This is a genomic window from Sphingopyxis lindanitolerans, from assembly GCF_002993885.1.
Classification (GTDB): Bacteria; Pseudomonadota; Alphaproteobacteria; order Sphingomonadales; family Sphingomonadaceae; genus Sphingopyxis; species Sphingopyxis lindanitolerans.
In genome coordinates this window covers 3,235,582-3,253,095 of sequence record NZ_CM009578.1, presented here as the reverse complement: position 1 = coordinate 3,253,095, position 17,514 = coordinate 3,235,582, and the positions used below count along the sequence as shown (strand labels likewise).

The 17,514-nt window shown below is 66.7% G+C and carries 15 protein-coding genes; 2 read left to right on the top strand and 13 right to left on the bottom strand.

The genetic code is table 11. From position 1 onward, the window contains the following. Positions 1 to 13: 13 nt before the first annotated feature. Entirely contained in the window at positions 14 to 1,285 is a 1,272-nt protein-coding gene (locus CVO77_RS15495; protein WP_242445971.1) for a L,D-transpeptidase scaffold domain-containing protein, read from the top strand. Here CVO77_RS15495 and CVO77_RS15490 read toward each other — a convergent pair. From CVO77_RS15490 to argH, 4 genes are all read right to left on the bottom strand, one after another. Continuing rightward, positions 1,267 to 2,043 (bottom strand): precorrin-2 dehydrogenase/sirohydrochlorin ferrochelatase family protein, encoded by a 777-nt coding sequence (locus tag CVO77_RS15490; protein WP_105999813.1) that lies wholly within the window; start codon positions 2,041 to 2,043, stop codon positions 1,267 to 1,269. The genes CVO77_RS15495 and CVO77_RS15490 overlap by 19 nt on opposite strands. A 151-nt stretch (positions 2,044 to 2,194) precedes the next feature. Continuing rightward, complete coding sequence (gene lysA, locus CVO77_RS15485; protein ID WP_105999812.1) at positions 2,195 to 3,454, bottom strand: diaminopimelate decarboxylase; 1,260 nt, start codon at positions 3,452 to 3,454, stop codon at positions 2,195 to 2,197. Positions 3,455 to 3,582: 128 nt separating this feature from the next. Then, a complete protein-coding gene (locus CVO77_RS15480) occupies positions 3,583 to 3,837 on the bottom strand; it encodes a hypothetical protein (RefSeq protein WP_105999811.1) in 255 nt (84 codons plus the stop codon). Beyond that, on the bottom strand, positions 3,837 to 5,213 hold the full coding sequence (gene argH / locus CVO77_RS15475; RefSeq protein WP_105999810.1) for an argininosuccinate lyase: 1,377 nt from the start codon (positions 5,211 to 5,213) through the stop codon (positions 3,837 to 3,839). The genes CVO77_RS15480 and argH overlap by 1 nt, the downstream gene beginning before the upstream one ends. 64 nt (positions 5,214 to 5,277) lie before the next feature. Here argH and CVO77_RS15470 point away from each other — a divergent pair, with 64 nt between their 5' ends. Next, a complete protein-coding gene (locus tag CVO77_RS15470) occupies positions 5,278 to 5,859 on the top strand; it encodes a TlpA family protein disulfide reductase (protein ID WP_242445970.1) in 582 nt (193 codons plus the stop codon). 102 nt (positions 5,860 to 5,961) lie between these two features. Here CVO77_RS15470 and CVO77_RS15465 read toward each other — a convergent pair whose 3' ends face one another. From CVO77_RS15465 to eda, 9 genes are all read right to left on the bottom strand, one after another. Further along, the gene (locus CVO77_RS15465) at positions 5,962 to 6,300 is read right to left on the bottom strand and encodes a hypothetical protein (RefSeq protein ID WP_105999808.1); all 339 of its coding nucleotides are present in this window, start codon (positions 6,298 to 6,300) and stop codon (positions 5,962 to 5,964) included. Between the two features lie 107 nt (positions 6,301 to 6,407). Further along, positions 6,408 to 7,409: an NAD(P)H-dependent glycerol-3-phosphate dehydrogenase gene (locus CVO77_RS15460; protein ID WP_105999807.1), complete on the bottom strand. Its 1,002-nt coding sequence runs from the start codon at positions 7,407 to 7,409 to the stop codon at positions 6,408 to 6,410. Between the two features lie 87 nt (positions 7,410 to 7,496). Further along, complete coding sequence (locus CVO77_RS15455; RefSeq protein ID WP_105999806.1) at positions 7,497 to 8,432, bottom strand: alpha/beta fold hydrolase; 936 nt, start codon at positions 8,430 to 8,432, stop codon at positions 7,497 to 7,499. Between the two features lie 72 nt (positions 8,433 to 8,504). Continuing rightward, complete coding sequence (locus CVO77_RS15450) at positions 8,505 to 9,353, bottom strand: alpha/beta hydrolase (protein ID WP_105999805.1); 849 nt, start codon at positions 9,351 to 9,353, stop codon at positions 8,505 to 8,507. Between the two features lie 133 nt (positions 9,354 to 9,486). Further along, entirely contained in the window at positions 9,487 to 10,935 is a 1,449-nt protein-coding gene (locus CVO77_RS15445; protein WP_106000878.1) for a DUF3336 domain-containing protein, read from the bottom strand. Between the two features lie 99 nt (positions 10,936 to 11,034). After that, positions 11,035 to 12,633 (bottom strand): WS/DGAT/MGAT family O-acyltransferase, encoded by a 1,599-nt coding sequence (locus tag CVO77_RS15440; protein WP_106000877.1) that lies wholly within the window; start codon positions 12,631 to 12,633, stop codon positions 11,035 to 11,037. A 76-nt stretch (positions 12,634 to 12,709) separates the two neighbouring features. Continuing rightward, a complete protein-coding gene (locus CVO77_RS15435; protein ID WP_105999804.1) occupies positions 12,710 to 15,049 on the bottom strand; it encodes a glycerol-3-phosphate 1-O-acyltransferase in 2,340 nt (779 codons plus the stop codon). A gap of 122 nt (positions 15,050 to 15,171) precedes the next feature. Further along, complete coding sequence (locus CVO77_RS15430; RefSeq protein ID WP_242445969.1) at positions 15,172 to 16,689, bottom strand: HAD-IB family hydrolase; 1,518 nt, start codon at positions 16,687 to 16,689, stop codon at positions 15,172 to 15,174. A gap of 183 nt (positions 16,690 to 16,872) precedes the next feature. Then, positions 16,873 to 17,490, bottom strand: coding sequence for a bifunctional 4-hydroxy-2-oxoglutarate aldolase/2-dehydro-3-deoxy-phosphogluconate aldolase (eda, locus tag CVO77_RS15425; RefSeq protein ID WP_105999802.1), 618 nt, complete (start codon positions 17,488 to 17,490; stop codon positions 16,873 to 16,875). Positions 17,491 to 17,514 lie beyond the last annotated feature (24 nt).

Below are 17,514 nucleotides of genomic sequence, written 5' to 3'. Positions count from 1 at the left end.
TTTCCTGACATTATTGAGTGCGAGCCTGGCCGCCGGCATCCCGGTGGCCGTGACCGCGCGCGCGGCGCCGACGGCGGTCGCGGTGGGCGGCATCGCCGCCGCGATCCGCGCGGAAGCGGGCGGCGACCTCAAGCATTTCTATGCCGCGCGCGATTTCCGGCCGCTGTGGGTCCGCGCGGGAAAGACCGGCCCGGCGGCGCAGACGCTGCTGGCCTATCTTGAGTCGGCCGATCTCGACGGGCTGAAGCCTTCATCCTACGAACCCGACCGGCTGCGCGAGATGATCCGCGACGCGAACCGTGGCGATGCCCAGGCACAGGCGCGCGCCGAACTGGCGCTGTCAAAGGCGTTCGCGCGCTATGTCGGCGACATGCGGCGGCCCGAGCGGGACCGGACCATCTATGCCGACAAGTCGCTGAAACCCAAAAAGCCGAGCGCGCTGGCGGTGCTGCGCGCCGCGGCCTTTCCCAAGAATTTCGACGCCTATCTGGCGGGCATGGACTGGATGAGCGAACATTATGGGCGCCTGCGCGGGCTGGTGGCGCGCGCCGAGAAACAGGGCGCATCGCGCGAGACGCTGGCGCGACTGCACCGCAATCTCGACCGGACGCGGATTCTGCCGGGGCCGTGGGTCCACCACATCGTCGTCGATGCCTCGTCGGGACAGCTCTGGTATTATGGGTCGGGCAAGCGGCAAGGGTCGATGCGCGTCGTCGTCGGCGCCGCAAAGACGCAGACGCCGCTGCTCGCGGGCAAGCTGCAATGGGCGATCCTCAATCCCTATTGGAACGTCCCCACCTATCTGGCGCGCGACAGCATCGCGCAAAAGATATTGGGGGGCCGCAGCCTCGCCTCGCTCCACATGGAGGCGCTGTCGGACTGGGGACCGAACCCGGCAAAGATCGACCCCGCGACGATCGACTGGCACGCGGTCGCGGCGGGCAAAGAGGAGATCCGATTGCGCGAGCTGCCGGGCGCGGGCAATTCGATGGGGCGGGTCAAATTCCTGTTCCCGAACAAGGAGGGCATCTACCTCCACGACACGCCCGACCGCGCGCTGCTCGCCAAGCCCGACCGCCATTTCAGCAACGGCTGCATCCGGCTGGAGAATGCGGGCGAACTGGGACGCTGGCTGATGCAGCGGCCGCTGAAGGCGCCGTCGAACAAGCCCGAGCAGGCGGTGCCGCTGCCCGCCGAGGTGCCGGTCTATCTCACCTACATCACTGCGGTCGCAACCGAGCGCGGAGTGGCGTTTCGGGATGATATCTACGGGCGCGACGGGTAGAGCCACAGCGACAGACCCGGCGGCGGATCGGCGGGCGGTGCGTCGGCGATATGGCGCACCGCGTCGGCGCGGGCGCGATCGAGGATCGCGGCGGGAACGGCCTCCTCATGGAAAATATGGTCGGCCTCGCCCAGCAGCCGCGCAGCGCGCAGGGTGAGGTCGTCGGGGTCGATACTGGCGAGGCGGATGGTTTCGAGGCGTGAAGGCTCGGCGGCAGCGTCGTTTACAAGCCAGCCGGCCACCTTGTCCGCTGCATCGCCATCGAGGGGATCGAGCGCGCCGCCGGGGGCGAGCGCGGCGTCGATCGCGCGGCGGCGATCGGGCGCGGCGGGCCAACGCGCCTTCATCGCGCCGCGCGCGGCGTGAAGGGCCGACGCCAGCGCGCCGAGCCTAGCCGGAAGCAGCACCTCGATCCGCTGGCGCACCGCCTTGGCGAGCCCCGCCGAGGCCCCGCCGGTGCCGATCGCGATCGTGACCGGGGCGCGGTCGACGATCGCGGGGGTGGTGAAGTCGCAAAGATCGGGCCGGTCGACGACATTGACGAGCAGACCGCGCGCGCGAAGATCGGCGGCCGCGATACGGGCTTCGGCGTCATCGTCCAATGCGACGAAAGCGATCGTCGCGCCCTCTTCCCACGCCGACACGATCCGTCCGCCCGCGCGCGCGATCAGTCGCGCCTTGGCGTCGGCCGCCTCGCCCTCCCCGACCAGCACGACCGTGCGGCCGGTGAGGTTCAGGAAGATGGGAAATTGGTGCATGCGAGAAACCTATAGCAAGCCCCTCCCCTTTAGGGGAGGGGTTGGGGTGGGGCTGTCGAGCTTGTGCATGGCCGATGGGCCCCACCCGCTGCGACTAGGCCAGCAAGCTGGCAAGTCTCGCTGCCCTCCCCTGAAGGGGAGGGCAAATAGCTCAGTCGATCCAGTCGGGCACCCGCTCCGCCGCCATGATCGTGCCCGCGGCGATGCGGTCGGCGACGGTGATATAGCGGTCGCCATCGACGAGCACCTCGGGCACCAGGCTGCGGCTGTTGTAGGTCGACGCCATCGTCGCGCCATAGGCCCCGGCGGTGCGGAAGACCGCAAGATCGCCCGATTCCACCTTGTCGATCACGCGGTCGCGCGCGAAGGTGTCGCCGGTCTCGCACACCGGGCCGACGATCGACGCGGTCATCTTGTCGCCCGTCGGCGTGACCGCGACGAAGTCGTGGTAGGCATCATAGAGCGCCGGACGCGCGAGGTCGTTCATCGCGGCGTCGACGATCACGAAAGGGTTCGTCGCGCCGGGCTTGACCCACAAGACTTCGGTCAAGAGCACGCCGGTGTTGCCCGCGATGACGCGGCCGGGCTCGAACATCAAGGTGACATCCCAGTCCTTCGTCACGCGCGCGACCATCGCGCCATAGTCGGCGGGGCTCGGCGGATTATCGTCGGGCCGATACGGCACGCCGAGCCCGCCGCCAAGATCGACATGGGTGATGCTGTGCCCCGCGGCGCGCAGGTCGGCGACGAGGCGGCCGACGCGCTCGAACGCCGCTTCGAGCGGGTCGAGGCTGGTGAGCTGGCTGCCGATGTGAAGCGCGATTCCCCGCATCTGGAGGCCCGGAAGCGCCGCCAGCCGCCCAAAGATTTCGGGCGCGACGTCGATGCCGACCCCGAACTTGTTTTCGGCCTTGCCGGTCGAGATCTTGGCATGGGTGCCGGCATCGACATCGGGATTGACGCGCAGCACCGCGGGGGCGGTCATGTCCTTGCGTGCGGCGATGTCGGCGAGCGCGACGCCTTCGGGTTCATGTTCGATGTTGAACTGGCCGATACCGCGATCGAGACCCTGCGCCAGCTCGGCGCGCGTCTTGCCGACGCCCGAAAAGACGATGTCCTGCGGCGCCATGCCCGCGGCAAGCGCGCGTTCGAGCTCGCCCCCCGAGACCACGTCGGCGCCATAGCCCTGCCGCGCGAGGACGCGCAGCACGCCAAGATTGGGGTTGCACTTGATCGCGAAGGCGATGTGCTTCCTGGGAATATCCTTCAGCGCCTCGGCGAACACCTGGGCATGGCGTTCGAGCGTCGCGCGCGAATAGACATAGACGGGAGTGCCGATTTCCTCGGCGATCCGCGACAGCGGAATGTCTTCGGCGTGGAGGACGCCGTCACGGTAATCGAAATGGTCCATCGGAAGAATTCCTGAATATATCTCCGTTCGCATCGAGCGAAGTCGAGATGCCCCGAAGGACAGCGCGACACCGATGGGTGTCTCGACTGCGCTCGACACGAACGGAATTAAACAAGTCTGGTCTCGATTCAGCCCGGAGGCGGCAGGTCGAAATCGTCGGGTTGGCGAGGTTCGGAGCGTTTGAGAAGTTCGTCGCTGCGCGCGGGCTTGGCCTGCGCGTCAGGCGTCGTGAGCTCCTCCGTGGTCGGCGCGCGTGTCGCGCCGAGGGGTACCACCGGGGCGGGCTGGCTTGCCGGCGGCTTCAGATCTTCCTTGGCCCCGCACGCGCCGAGCAGCGCGGCGGCGGCCATAGTCGTGACGATGAGGATGCGGCGCTTCGCCATCAATCGCTTCCTTCCAGCGCGCCGCGCGCGGCGGCGACCGCTTCCCTTACCCGGTCGGGCGCCGTGCCGCCATAGCTGCGGCGGCTGGCGACCGACGCCTCGACGGTCAGCGCGGCAAGCGCGGCGGGCGTCACCGCGGCGTGGATCGCCGCAGCCTCGCCCGCGGGCAGCGCCGACAGTTCAACGCCGAGTTCCTCGGATCGTTTCACGCAGGCGCCGACGATATGATGCGCCTCGCGGAACGGCACCCCCGCGTCGCGCACCAGCCAGTCGGCCAGGTCGGTCGCGGTCGAATAGCCCGAGGCGGCAAGCGCGCGCATCCGGTCGGTGCGAAAGACCAGAGTTTCGACCATGCCGGTCATCGCGGCGAGCGATAGCGCGAGCGCGTCGAAGGCGCCGAACACCGTTTCCTTGTCGTCCTGCAAATCCTTGGAATAGGTGAGCGGCAGGCCTTTCACGATCACCGCGAGCCGCTGGAACGCGCCGAGCAGCAGCCCGGCGCGCCCACGCACCAGTTCGGCGGCGTCGGGATTGCGCTTTTGCGGCATGATCGAGCTGCCGGTCGACCAGGCGTCGGGCAATTGCACGAAGCCGAAGGGCTGGCTCGCCCAGATCACCACTTCCTCGGCGAGGCGCGACAGATGGATCGCGGCGATCGACGCGGCGGCGCAAAATTCGAGCGCGAAGTCGCGGTCGGACACGGCATCGATGCTGTTCGCCATCGGCCGATCGAAGCCGAGCGCCGATGCCGTCGCATGGCGATCGACCGGAAAGCCGGTGCCCGCGAGCGCGGCGGCGCCGAGCGGCGATTCGTTGAGGCGCGCCCGCGCGTCGGCGAAGCGGGTGCGGTCGCGGCCGAACATCTCGACATAGGCGAGCAGATGATGACCGAGCGTCACCGGCTGCGCGACCTGCAAATGGGTGAAGCCGGGCATGATGCTGCCCGCATGTTCGTCGGCGCGCGCGAGGAGCGCGGTCTGGATCGCCCGCAATCCGGCATCGATGCGCCCGCAGGCGGTGCGCACCCACAGACGGAAATCGGTCGCGACCTGATCGTTGCGCGAACGCGCGGTGTGGAGCCGCCCGGCGGCTTCGCCGACGATCGCCTTCAGCCGCGATTCGACCGTCATGTGGATATCTTCGAGCGCGAGGTCGACTGGCACGCCGTTCGCGGCGAATTCCCCGGCGATCTGCGTCAGGCCGCGATCGATCTGGACCGCATCCTCGGCGGCGATGATTCCCACCGCGCCGAGCATCGCGGCGTGGGCGCGGCTGGCGGCGATATCTTCTTGCCAAAGACGCTTGTCGACGGGGATCGAGGCGTTAATTTCTTGCATGATCGCCGCAGGTCCGCCACCGAAGCGGCCACCCCACATGCTGTTACTGTCCGGAGTATCCGCCATTCACCGCGTTCCAAACATTCGGCCAAACATAAAGCTGTTGATCCTGCCGCTGATGCTGGCCGGATCGGCGATCGCGGGCTGCGATAGGGAAAAGCATGGGCAGGAGCAAGCGGCAGCAAGCCAAGCAAATATTTCGGGCGACGAAGCGAAGGATGCGCGCGGGGTCGAGACGTTTCAGCACCAGGTCGATCGCAGCCAGGCCGGCAAGGCGGCGCCGGCGGTGACCTTTCGCGGGCCCGACGACGCGCCGGTCACCCTCGCGGCCTTTCGCGGCAAGCCGCTGCTCGTCAATCTGTGGGCGACGTGGTGCGCGCCGTGCGTCGCCGAAATGCCGACGCTCGACGCGCTCGCGGCGAAGCGGGGCAAGACGATGACGGTGATCGCGGTCGCGCAGGATCTGCAAGGCGCCCAGATCGTCGACCCGTGGTTCCAGAAAGCGGGGCTGAAGGCGCTGCAACCCTATCTCGACCCCGAGAACAAGCTGCTCGACGCCGCCGCCGGGGCGCTGCCGACAAGCATCTTCTATGACGCCAACGGAAAAGAGCTGTGGCGCGTCATCGGCGCGATCGACTGGCAGGGCGATGAGGCAAAGGCGCTGCTGGCGGAGGGCGGGGTTTAGCCCCAATGCGTCATTCCCGCTTTCGCGGGAACGACGAGAATTTGGGACCAGGGCGAAGAAGGCGAGACGCTCAAGGCGCCCGCCCTCTCCTATTCTGACGGATCACCCCCCGACCGTTACGCGACCGCTGCGATAGCCTTTCTTTCGCATTTCCTTAACATAATCCTTGTCGGCGTCGATGACTTCGGTGGTCCATTCATCCCACGCATCCCAGCGGTCCTCGCGGTCGGTCGAGTGGCGAAGATCGCTGACCAGCTCTTTTTCGGCTTCGAGGATGTCGGCTTTGTAATTATACCAATATTGATTGTAGACGTCCGCGATCGGCGCCGCGCGAATTGCGGGGCGATCGAACCCCGGTGGCATCGAATCATAGGGGATCGCCGCCATCGCGGCGCTGGCGGGGAGAGCTGTAAGCGCCGCCACAATCGTCCATTTTTTCATCGTCCTTCTCCTTGATGGACCCTGCTGGTCAGGAGAAAACGAAGGAGCCGGCGGTTTTCTTCCCGGCTCGGCGGTGATTCCGCACGGCTGACGGCGGAATCGGCGCTCTACCCCGGATGCGCCTCGTCGCCGACGCTCGATTTCAGGAGGCCGCGGAACACGTCCTGCGCGTCGCGCCTGCCCTGCGTCACGTCGAACACGTCGCGCGCGATCGGCATCGCGCGGTCAAATTTGTCGGCGAGCGCCATCACCGTCGGCGCACTCTTCACCCCCTCGGCGACCATGTTCATTCCCGCGATGATGTCGTCGATGTGCCGCCCTTTGCCGAGTTCGACCCCGACGTGGCGGTTGCGCGACAGCGGGCTGGTGCAGGTCGCGATCAGATCGCCCATGCCGGTGAGCCCCGCGAACGTCTCGGGCCGCCCGCCCATCGCGACGCCGAGCCGGGTGATCTCGGCCAGCCCGCGCGTCATCAGCCCGGCGCGCGTATTGTCGCCGGCGCCGAGCCCGTCGCCCATGCCGACCGCGATCGCGATGATATTCTTGAGCACTCCGCCCAGTTCGCAGCCGAGCAGGTCGGTGTTGGTGTAGACGCGGAACAGCCCCGAATGGAAGATCGGCTGGAGCGCGCGGACGACGATCTCGTCCGCCATCGACAAGACGCTCGCCGCCGCCTGCCCGGTCATGATCTCGCGCGCGAGATTGGGGCCGGTGAGGACGCCGACCGGATGGCCGGGCAAAATCTCCTCGATCAACTCGGTCATCCGCTTGCCCGACGAAAGCTCGAGCCCCTTGGTCAGGCTGATCACCGGCACCCAGGGGCGCAGGTGCCGGCGCGCTTCCTCGAGCACGCCGCGAAAGCTGTGCGACGGCACGCCCATCACCAGCACATCGGCGCCCGCGACGACCTCGGCCATGTCGCCGGTCGCGCGCAGGGCGGCGGGGAGCCGGATGCCGGGCAGATATTTGCGATTCTCATGATCGGAATTGATGCCATCAACCGTTTCGGCGTCGCGCGCCCACAGCGTGATCGGCGCGTTGCGCGACACCACCGACGCGACCGTCGTCCCCCAGCTCCCCCCACCGAGCAGGCCCACTTTCAGGCGCATGTGTCTCTCCCCTGTTCGGGGCGAGAGTGGCGCGGGACAGGAGTGTTGGCAAGCGCGACGTCGCCCCCGCGAAGGCGGAGGCGACGATCAGCCAAGCTGCGCGAGAAAGCCCTTCATCGCGTCGGCGGTCGCCTTGGGGTCCTCGATCATCGGAACATGGCCGACCTGCTCAAAGATGAGGCTCCGGCTGTTCGCGATGCCCGCCTCGAGCACCGGGACGCAGCTTACGTCGAGCAGCTTGTCGTGGCGTCCCCACAGGATCAGCGTCGGCACCTTCACCTCGCCGAGCCGGTCGTTGAGCGGATGGTCGTGGCCCTCGATCGCGATCACCCAGAAGATCGCGTCGAGCTGGTCGCGATATCGGAGCGCGTCGGCGTAGAGCACGGGTTTCAGCCGCGCCGGGACATGCGGCGGCTTGTGGACGACCATCGCCACCAGCCGGTCGGCATCGTCGATACCGGCGAGGACGAGCGGGTTATAATCCTCGTTCGCGGCCAGTTTCTGAAGCTCGCTTTCCTCGGCGCCGTTGACCCCGGCATTGTCGAGCAAGGTCAGGCTGGCGAGCGCGGTGGGATAGTCGATCGCATAGCGCAGCGCGATCCAGCCGCCCATGCTGTTCCCCGCGATGTGCGGGCGCTCCAGGCCGAGCGCGTCGGCAAAGGCCTTCAGCCGCGCGGTCTGCGCCGCGATATCATAGGCGAGGTCGGGATTGCGCTCATTCTCGCCAAAGCCCGGCAGGTCGGGGGCGATGATGCGATAGTCGCGGGTCATATAGGGGGCGAGAAAGGACCAATTATCCTTGTCGCCCGAAAACCCGTGGACGAGAAGCAGGGTCGGCTTCGCGGGATCGCCGCCCTCCAGATAGGGCCAGGCGCGGCCTTCGACGGTGACGCTCTTCTGCACCGTACCGCCGCGCCTGCGAAGCAGCCAGCGGCCGAGCGCGACGAGGCGGCCGGGAAAGACGAAATAGAGGAGCGCGAGCGCGATCAGCGGGGCGACGAGGAGAGTGAGGAGGATTTTCATCACGGACAGGGTTTCCCTCTCAACCCGTTCGTGTCGAGCGAAGTCGAGGCACGAACGGGATTGGGGCTGGCTTCAAGCTGCGACATGCGCATCGAACCAGCCGATCAGATCATCGAGCACCGCGCCCTGTTCGGGCTCGTTATAGATTTCGTGGAACAGGCCGGGATAGATTTCGAGGCGCTTGTCCTGCGACGCCACATGCTCGAACAGATAGCGCGAGCCTTCGGGCGCGGCGAGGCTGTCGGCGCCGCCGTGCTGGAGCAGGATCGGGAGCGTGATCTTTGCGGCGCCCGCCTGCGCGGCGGCCATTGCCTCCATGAATTCCTTGCCGAGCCGCGCGCCGATCTTGCCGGTGTAGACGAGCGGGTCGGCAAGATAGGCGGCGACGACCGCGGGGTCGCGGCTGACCCCGTTGGCGTCGAGCGCCAGCACGCCGAGGCGCGGAAAGACGCGCGACAGAAAGCGGCTGATCCAGACGGTGAAGCGCGACGGCGGCGCGGCGGGGACGATCGCGGGGCCGGACAGCGCGGCGGCGGCGAAAGCGTCCTGCCGCTCGATCAGGAACAGGGTCGCGATCAACCCGCCCATGCTGTGGCCGAGCAGCAGGCGCGGCAGCCCCGCATGATTGGCCTCGACCAGCGCCAGCAGTGCGGCCATGCCGTCGGTGAAGGCCGAAAAGCGCGGCACGAAACCGGGGGTGCCGTCGGACCGGCCGTGACCCCAATGATCGATCGCATAAACGGCATAGCCGGCGTCGGTCAGCCGCTTCGCGACATGCGCATAGCGCCCGGCATGTTCGGCATAGCCGTGCGCGAGCAGCACCACCGCCTTTGGCGGTCCTTCGGGAAGCCAGTGGGTGACATGCAGCTTCGCGCCCGCGCCGGCCGAAACGGCGGGCAGCAGGATTGCACCCGTCGCCATGTTAAGTCTCAACCGTTCGCCCTGAGCTTGTCGAAGCACCGTTCTTTCTTCCGACGCTGCCGAAAGAAGAACGGTGCTTCGACAAGCTCAGCACGAACGCGAAAGAGAGCAATTCAGACCGATAACACATCGCTCACCGCACCGCTTTCTTGAGCGCCGACGCACGGTGGCCGGGGCCGTCGTCGCCCGCCTTGTCGATCTTTGCGAGGATCGCGTCGAGCGCGCGGCTGATCGCGGTCTGGGTGCGCACCATCTCGACCTTGGGCCAGGCGGTGCGCAGGCCGGTGTCGATCAGTTCGTCGATATCGTCCTGCGACAGGTCGGACAGGATCTTGGTCGGCGACCAATATTTGGGCGGGCGGATGATGTTGATGTCGCCGGTATAATCCTGGTTGATCACCGAGCGCGCCATATTCGCGAGGCTGTTGAGCGGCGGCACCAGTTCGAGCGGCTTTTGAAAGATCACCATGTTTGCGTTGAGCCACGCCTTGAAGGTTGCGATCGACGCATGTTGAATCGCCTCGATCGGCGCCATCTGCTTGCGCGTGTCGGTGGCGAAGGGCAGCGCGAGCGGGTTCGCCTGGCTGACGATATGATGGTTGACGCCATAGAGGCGTTCCAATCGCTTGGTCGGGATGTCGTGGGTCACCGACCCGTCGACCCAGCGCCGGTCGGGCTGGTAGGGGACGCGGTTGCCGCCCTCGTCGCGCGCCATCAGCATGACCGGCGGAAAGACGCCGGGCACCGCGCACGACGCCAGCACCGCCTCGCGGATCAGCACGTTCGGCGCGGTGATCGCGTTGAGCAGGCGGCCGTTCTGGTGCTTTTCGGCGGGCGCGACCGACACGTTGAGATGCCGCCCGCTGATTTCATAAGCCTGCTGAAAGGTCAGGTCGGGGATCAGGTCGGCAAGGCGCCCGCGCACCTCGTCGGGGGCGAGGCGGCGAAGCGCTTCGCCGCGATCGGGGTTGGCGAGCCGCCGACTTTCGAGAAAGGGCCCGACATCGGCGTTCTTGCGCGTGCAGACGATCGCCGCGACAATCGCCCCGCCGCTCGACCCCGCGAGGATATTGGGCAGCACGCCTTCGTCCCACAGCGCCTTCACCACCCCGACGTGAAAGAAGAGGAAGCTGCCCGAGCCCGAGAGCAAAAGCGCCGAGCGGCCGTAACAATGCTGCGCGCGGCGGAAGAAATCGCGCTTTTCCTCGCGCGGGATCGACCGCGACGCGGCGATCTTTTCCAGCGCGGCGACAACTTCGGCGACATAGGCCTCGATCAGCATCTTGGTGCCGAAGCGCGCCTTTTGATAAAGGCGCTCGTGCCCCATGCCGTCGATATTGCCGTGGATGCCCTCGTTGAGGACGAAAAGCAGCCCCTTGACGTCGTTCGCCGCCGCCAGCTTGCGGAGCTTTTCGAGCCGGGCGCGGATCGCCTTATGGTCGAAATGCTGGCTGTCGTCGGCCTGGCGCCACGCCTGCATCCCCGATTTCGCGTCATGCGCCCGCGCAGCCGTCGCCCAGGCGGCATAGTCGGGCGCTTTGGCAAGCTCGGCGTCGGCGCTGAGCGTCGGGGCAAAAATCATTCGGTCATCCTGCATTGTTTCATTTTGGGTGATTCTTGCGGGTTACGTTGCCTTTGGCAACTGTTTTGACGCCCGCATTCCCACCCACGTCACCCCGGATCAAGTCCGGGGTGACGAAACAGGGGGCTTCTTCTTTCGCGTCGCCTTCGGCTTGGGCTTGGCGGCGGCTTTCGACGCCGTCTTCGCCGCACGTTTCGCGACAGGCGCCGGTTTCGCCTTTGCCTTGGGCTTTGCGGGCGGCTTCGGCGCGGCTTTCGGCTTCGCGGGCGGCTTCTCCACCTTCGGCGCCGCCGCCATCAGGTCGGCGAAGCTTTCGTCGATACATTCGCGGAAAAAAGCAATGTCGGGCATGATGTCGCGCTCGCCGACGATCGAAAAGGCGATGCGGCCGTTGTAGCTGGGGGTCGCGATGAACAGTCCCATATTGTTTGCGAGCGGCGCCATGCCGTGCTGCTGCACCAGCCGCGCGCCCGCGAGATAGAGCGGCACCTGCGCGCCCGGCACGTTCGAGATGAAGAGGTTGGTGCCGCGCACCGCGAAGCGCTCGCTCGTCACGATGCGCGCGACCGCCGCCATCGTCGCGCCGGGGATATGCTGCGACAGGTCGGTCATGATGCGGGCGCTGACCCCGGCCTTTGCCTCTTTCGCCTCGACCGTATAGGCACGGATCGCCGCGAGCCGTTCGAGCGGACCCGCGATGTCGGTGCGGATCGGCACGCTCATCGCCGAGACCTGGTTGCCGGGGGTCGAGGCCTTTCCCGCGTCCTTTTCCTTGCCGCGCAGGTTGATCGGCGCGACCGCGACGAGGCTTTCCTTCGGCAATTCCTTGTGCTTCGCCAGATATTTGCGCAGCGCGCCGCCGACGGTGGTCAGCACGACGTCGTTGACCGTCGCGCCCGGCACTTTCCGGCGGATTTCGGCAATGTCGGCGAGCGCCACCGTCGTGCCCTCGAACATCTTGTGCGGGCCGACGGGGACGTTGAAGCGCGTTTCGGGAACCCCGGCGGTCATCCCGCCCTCGGCCATCGACCGCCTTGCCGACGCGACGATCGCGGGCGACATCTTGAGCAGCGCATTCATGAACTTGACCGGCGACTGCATCGAGGCGCCCCAGGCGCGGGTCACCGTCTCGGCGCTCGACGGCGGGCGGCCGAATTCTTCGACCGGCGGCGGTTCGGCAATGGCGGGGGTGCCGCTGGCATCGATATCGCTCATCGCGATGAAGGCATGCGCGCCCGATGCGCCGTCAACCGCGGCGTGATGGACGCGGTGGAGCATCGCGAAGCTGCCCTTCGGGATGCCCGGGATGCGGTCGAGCCCTTCAATGATATAAATGTCCCAGAGCGGCCGGTTCATATCCATCGGTTTCGAGAACCAGCGCGCGACCGCGATGCAGAATTGCCGCCAGTCGCCGGGTTCGGGCAGGCGCGCGTGGCTCATATGCGCTTCGATGTCGAAATGCTCGTCCTCGACCCAATAGGGATGGTCGAGGTCGAAGGGCAGCCGGTGCAGGCGGCGCTTGAACAGCGGCGAGGTGTGGACGCGGCTTTCGACGTGGGCGATGATGTCCTTGAACCGCACAAAGCCGCCCGGCGCGGTCGAGGGGTCATAGATATAGACCCCCATGATGTGGGTCAGATTGTTCGCGGTCTGCGTATAGAGGAACTGGGCATCCTGGGCGCTGAGTTGTTTAAGCATGGGAACCTCCATCCAACATCGACCATCCCGTCATTGCGAGCGGAGCGACGCAATGACGAAGGAAAGTCAGGCACGTTCATCCTCCCGCCGCCGGCATCCTATCGGCGAGCGCCGTCGTCGACAGCCGCATCGATTCCATCACATTGGCGAGCCCGCGCAGTTCCACAAGCAGCGCGCGCCGCGCGGCGAGGCTGTCGGGGGTCGCGGTCCCGGCAAGCCCCATGTGGCGCATCAGCGACAGGCCATTTTCGAACAAGAGCTTGCCGATCGCCGCCTCGCTGCTGATCCGGCGCAGCAGATAGGCCTGCCGCCCCTCGACCAGCGCCGTATCGAGCAGCAGCTTCGCCTCGACCTCGTCGCCGGGCCTGGCGCGCGCCAGCAGGTCGGCGACGACCGAATAGGCCTCGGCGAACGGCAGCAATATCGCATGGCCGACGACAGGCTGGCAGCGGCGGAGAAGCTGCGCGACCCCGCGGTCGCCGCCGGCGAGGCGGCGGTCCCAGACGGGATCGATGCGCGCGAGTTCGGCCTCGATCGCGGCGCGATGCTCGTCGCGCGGCGGATAGAAGAATTCGAATTTGAACAGATCGCGCAGCCGGTCGATCTTCGCCCAGAAGGCGGTGGTGGCGTCGCCGCCGTCGGCGTCGCGAAGCGCGAACAGCGCCAGTTCGATCATCGCGCGATCGAGGAAATGATGCGCGATGATGTTGCGGTAATAGCTCGCCATCGGATGTTTGGCGGGATCGATCGAATAGACATTCTCGCTCCCCGCCTCGTAGCGGGTCAGCAGCCCGCTCGCGACGAGCGTATCGACGGTGGTCGAGAGAGCGGCGTCGTCGCGGCTTGCGAGTTCGCTGCTGATCCGGATGCCGCGCGCCCGCGCCCAATCGGTGACGGCGCCGATCGTGGCGAGCAGTTCGGCGGCGGTGGCGCCGCGCGGCGCGAGGCCGAGCAGGATCAGGCACATCACCGACGTAACCGTCAGCGGCGTCACCCGATTGGCCTCGACCGCGACCGCAAAGGCGATCGTTTCGAGCGCGCGCCTGTCGTCGGGGCCGGGGGCTTCGTCGATGACGACGGGGTTGCCGATGTCGAGCCTGATGCGGCCCGACGGCTGCTTGAGGCTTTTCATGTAACCGATGAACCAGCTCAGACTCTCGGGCTTCTTGCTCCGCCCCGCCTGCTCGGCGGCATATTCCTCGACGTCGCGGATCAGGTCGAAGCTGGTGACGAAGGGGACGAAATGCACGCCCCCGGTCCCCGTCGCATGCGCGGCGTCGAGGACATATTTCATCAGCCCATATTTGGGTGGCGCCAGCTTGCCGAGCCGCGAGCGCGTCCCCTCGAACGCCCAGCTCAGCGGGAAACGCTTGGCGAGCAGCCACGCGATATAATGGCGCAGGACGATCTTGTAGACCGGCTGGTCCTGAAAACTGCGGCGGATGAAGATCATCCCTGAACGGCGAAAGAATTCGCCCATCACCGCGAAATCGAGGTTGGCGCCGCCGAACAGGTGCAGCATCGGCATGTCATTGTCATAGGTGAGGCGGCTGGGGGTCGCGCCGTCGATATAGGTTTTGTGGGTGAAGAGGATGCAGGTCGGATGTTCGCGCAGGACCGAGCGCAGCTTGGCGATCTCGGCGGCGTCGACCTCCATGGCGGGCTCGTAGCCGCCGAACATCATGCGGTCGAGGCGGGCGCGAAGGTCGAGGAACAGCGCCGAAGGGCGCGCGATGACCTCCTTCATCAGCGGCCGCGCCTCACGGTAGAGGTCGCCGACCGGGCGACCGGCCCGCTCCGAAAGCTCGGCGAGCGCGGCGCGAAACTTGGGGCTGGTGCGCAAACTGTCGGCGACGAAGCGCGGCACCTTGTACCGGCTGCCGCGTATGCCGCGTTCGGCGACGTCGAGCGCGAGCGCCGCCTGCCGCGCGACGAAGGCCGCATATTCGGGGCTGTCGGCGCTCTCGCCATCGCCGCCGCCGGTCTGCGCGCAGAAACGGTCACGCAGCATATCGAGCGTCGCGGCTTCGCCGACGAGAATCTGCGCGCGGCGCCGGTCGCGCCAGAGGATGAGCCGCGCGCGCAGCGGCCCCGGATGGCGCGGGTCGCCAAAGATCAGGTGACGGAATTTGAGCGCGCGGTCGCGGTCGAAAGCGGGCATCCGCCACGCGACGCGCAGCGGCACGACCTGCCGCGACGGCGATCCACCGAGCCGCGTCTGCAGCGCATCGACGGGCAGCGCATGGTCGCCATCCTCGATATCGAGGCTGGCCCAGACCGGTTCGGTGTCGCCGGACGTCGCGTGGATCCAGTCGAGTAGGATGCGCCGTTCAACGCCATGCCGCGCGTCGATGATATAAAGCCGGTCGGCCGCCTGCTCCGCTACGATTCCGGTGCGGGGGGTGCCGTCGGCCACCGTTCAATCGCGCTCCGCCAAAGGCCCGTTCGCATCAAGCGAAGTCGAGACACCCTTCGGCATAGCGTCACCCCGATGGGCCTCTCGACTTCGCTCGATGCGAACGGGTTTTGTATGAACCGTCACCCCTTTGCCGCCTTCTTCGCTGCGACCTTCTTCTTCGCGGGTTTCGGCGCGGCCTTCTTTTCCGCTGGCTTCTTCGCCGGTTTCGCCTCGGCCGCCTCCGCTGCTTCCTCGACCTGCCCCAGCGTCCGCAGGAACAGGTTCCGCACGTCGCGGACATGGCCGTTCAGCGTCCGCACGCTCCACCCGGATGTATCGACCGGCGGCAGCACGGTGACGCGGACCGTCGCGGGGCGCATGACGAATTCATTCTTCGGCGCGACATCGGTGGCGTTGTGGATGACGATCGGGACGATCGGCACCCCCGCCTGCATCGCGAGGTGAAAGGCGCCCTTTTTGAAGGGTTCGAGCTTTGGGGTCAGGCTGCGTGTGCCCTCGGGCGCGATGCAGATCGACTTGCCTTCCTGCTGGATCGCATCGACCAGCGGCTCCATCGCCTTGATCGCGCTCTTGCCGTCGGCGCGGTCGACGAAGACGGTGCCGCCCCATTCCATCAGCTTCCCCAAAATGGGGATGTCCCTGATCTCCTTCTTCCCCACCCCGCCCATGTCGCGGCGGATGAGCTTGGCGAGGATCATCACGTCCGCCTTGCTCTGGTGGTTGAAGATGAAGACGCACGGGCGCGACGACCAGAGATATTTCTCGTCCTCGACCTCCAGCTCGACGCCGGTGATCGCAGTCGCGAAGTCGCCGAACAGCCCCATCGAGAAATTGACCGCCTCGCGCTGCGACCGGGTGAGCGCCCAGATCGGCAACCCCGCGGCGAACGCGCCGACGAGCGAGCCGGTCGCATAGATGGTGCGGGTATAATCGACCCATGACGGCGTGCCACGGCTCGCGAAGCGCTGCACCGGCCAGTTCCGTTCGTCGGCGATGCCCTTCAATTTCATGTTCGGGTTGAGCGGGCGCGGCTTGCCGACGCGGTCGAGCAGTTCGATATCGTCGTCGCTGTCCGAATAGAAAAAGCTGTTGTCGAGATCGAGGCCATATTCGGCCGCCAGTTCCTCGGCGGCGAGCACCTTGCCCTCGCCGAAGCACAGCGGCCGGATGATCTCGCCCGTGAAGACGCCGTCCTCGATTTCATACGCCGAGCATTTGATGTCGGTGATGCCAAGGTCGCGCGCGGTCGGTTCGATCTGGTAGATCGTCGCCGACGAGATGATCGCGACGCGGTGCCCCTTCGCCTGATGCGCCTCGATGATCGCGCGGGTTTCGGGATAGATTTTGCGCGCGATATGCTTCTTGTAAAGCTCCTCGCCGAACGCGATGAAGCTTTCCTCGTCGACGCCCTTCATGAATTTGGCGGCGGCGGTCATCAGCCCTGAAAAGCCGATATTGCCCAGGCTGTGCTGCGCGACGACCTGCGCGGTCTCGGCGATCTCCTCGACCGACATTTCGCGGCGCTGGAATTTCTCGCGCAGCATCGCGGTCGCCGAATAGCCCGAGATGATCGTGCCGTCGAAATCGAACAGCGCGGCGATATGCGGCCCGGGTTCGGACGCCAGGACTTCTTCCAAATGCGGCTGTGGCCTTGGCACGCGCCTCTCCCCACCAGCGGCTTGTTGCCGCCTTATCGCTGCACGATGACAGGTAAGATGGGGTTAATCAATGCGCCCCCTTCGTCATTCCGGCGAAGGCCGGAATCTCAACGGCGCGTCATTTCGCTTGGTCGAGATCCCGGCCTTCGCCGGGATGACGGTTTAGAGCTTGAGCGCCGCCGCTTCCCTTGCCAGAGCCTCGATCCGCGCCGGGTCGAGCGGCCCGGACGGCACCACCCAACTCCCCCCGACGCACAGCACCGCATCGAGCGCGAGCCAATCGGGGGCGGTCGCGGCGCTGATCCCGCCGGTCGGGCAGAAGCGCGCCTGTCCGAACGGGCCCGCCAGCGCCTTGAGCGCCGGGATGCCGCCGCTTGTCGCCGCGGGGAAGAATTTGAAGCGCGACAGGCCAAGGTCCATGCCGCGCATGATGTCGCCGGCATTGGCGATGCCGGGGAGGAAGGGAATGCCGCTCTGGGTCGCGGCCTTGCCCAGATTGTCGGTGAGGCCGGGCGAGACGATGAATTCGGCGCCCGCATGGATCGCGCCGCTGAGCATCGCGGGATCGAGCACGGTCCCCGCGCCGACGATCGCGCCCTTGACCGATTTCATCGCGGTCAGCGCGTCGAGCGCGGCGGGAGTGCGCAGCGTCACTTCGAGCACCGGCAAGCCGCCCGCGACGAGCGCTTCGGCCATCGGCACCGCGTCCTCGACACGGTCGATGACGATCACCGGGATGACGGGGGCGAGCGCCATGATCTGGTCAATGGATTGGCTCATGGCTGCATTTCTTTCATCGTCATC

Excerpts from the sequence above, each read along its gene's own strand:
- CVO77_RS15490 (WP_105999813.1), bottom strand. The coding sequence starts at position 2,043 with ATGCACCAATTTCCCATCTTCCTGAACCTCACCGGCCGCACGGTCGTG.
- lysA (WP_105999812.1), bottom strand. The coding sequence starts at position 3,454 with ATGGACCATTTCGATTACCGTGACGGCGTCCTCCACGCCGAAGACATT.
- CVO77_RS15480 (WP_105999811.1), bottom strand. The coding sequence starts at position 3,837 with ATGGCGAAGCGCCGCATCCTCATCGTCACGACTATGGCCGCCGCCGCG.
- argH (WP_105999810.1), bottom strand. The coding sequence starts at position 5,213 with ATGTGGGGTGGCCGCTTCGGTGGCGGACCTGCGGCGATCATGCAAGAA.
- CVO77_RS15465 (WP_105999808.1), bottom strand. The coding sequence starts at position 6,300 with ATGAAAAAATGGACGATTGTGGCGGCGCTTACAGCTCTCCCCGCCAGC.
- CVO77_RS15460 (WP_105999807.1), bottom strand. The coding sequence starts at position 7,409 with ATGCGCCTGAAAGTGGGCCTGCTCGGTGGGGGGAGCTGGGGGACGACG.
- CVO77_RS15455 (WP_105999806.1), bottom strand. The coding sequence starts at position 8,432 with ATGAAAATCCTCCTCACTCTCCTCGTCGCCCCGCTGATCGCGCTCGCG.
- CVO77_RS15450 (WP_105999805.1), bottom strand. The coding sequence starts at position 9,353 with ATGGCGACGGGTGCAATCCTGCTGCCCGCCGTTTCGGCCGGCGCGGGC.
- CVO77_RS15445 (WP_106000878.1), bottom strand. The coding sequence starts at position 10,935 with ATGATTTTTGCCCCGACGCTCAGCGCCGACGCCGAGCTTGCCAAAGCG.
- CVO77_RS15440 (WP_106000877.1), bottom strand. The coding sequence starts at position 12,633 with ATGCTTAAACAACTCAGCGCCCAGGATGCCCAGTTCCTCTATACGCAG.
- eda (WP_105999802.1), bottom strand. The coding sequence starts at position 17,490 with ATGAGCCAATCCATTGACCAGATCATGGCGCTCGCCCCCGTCATCCCG.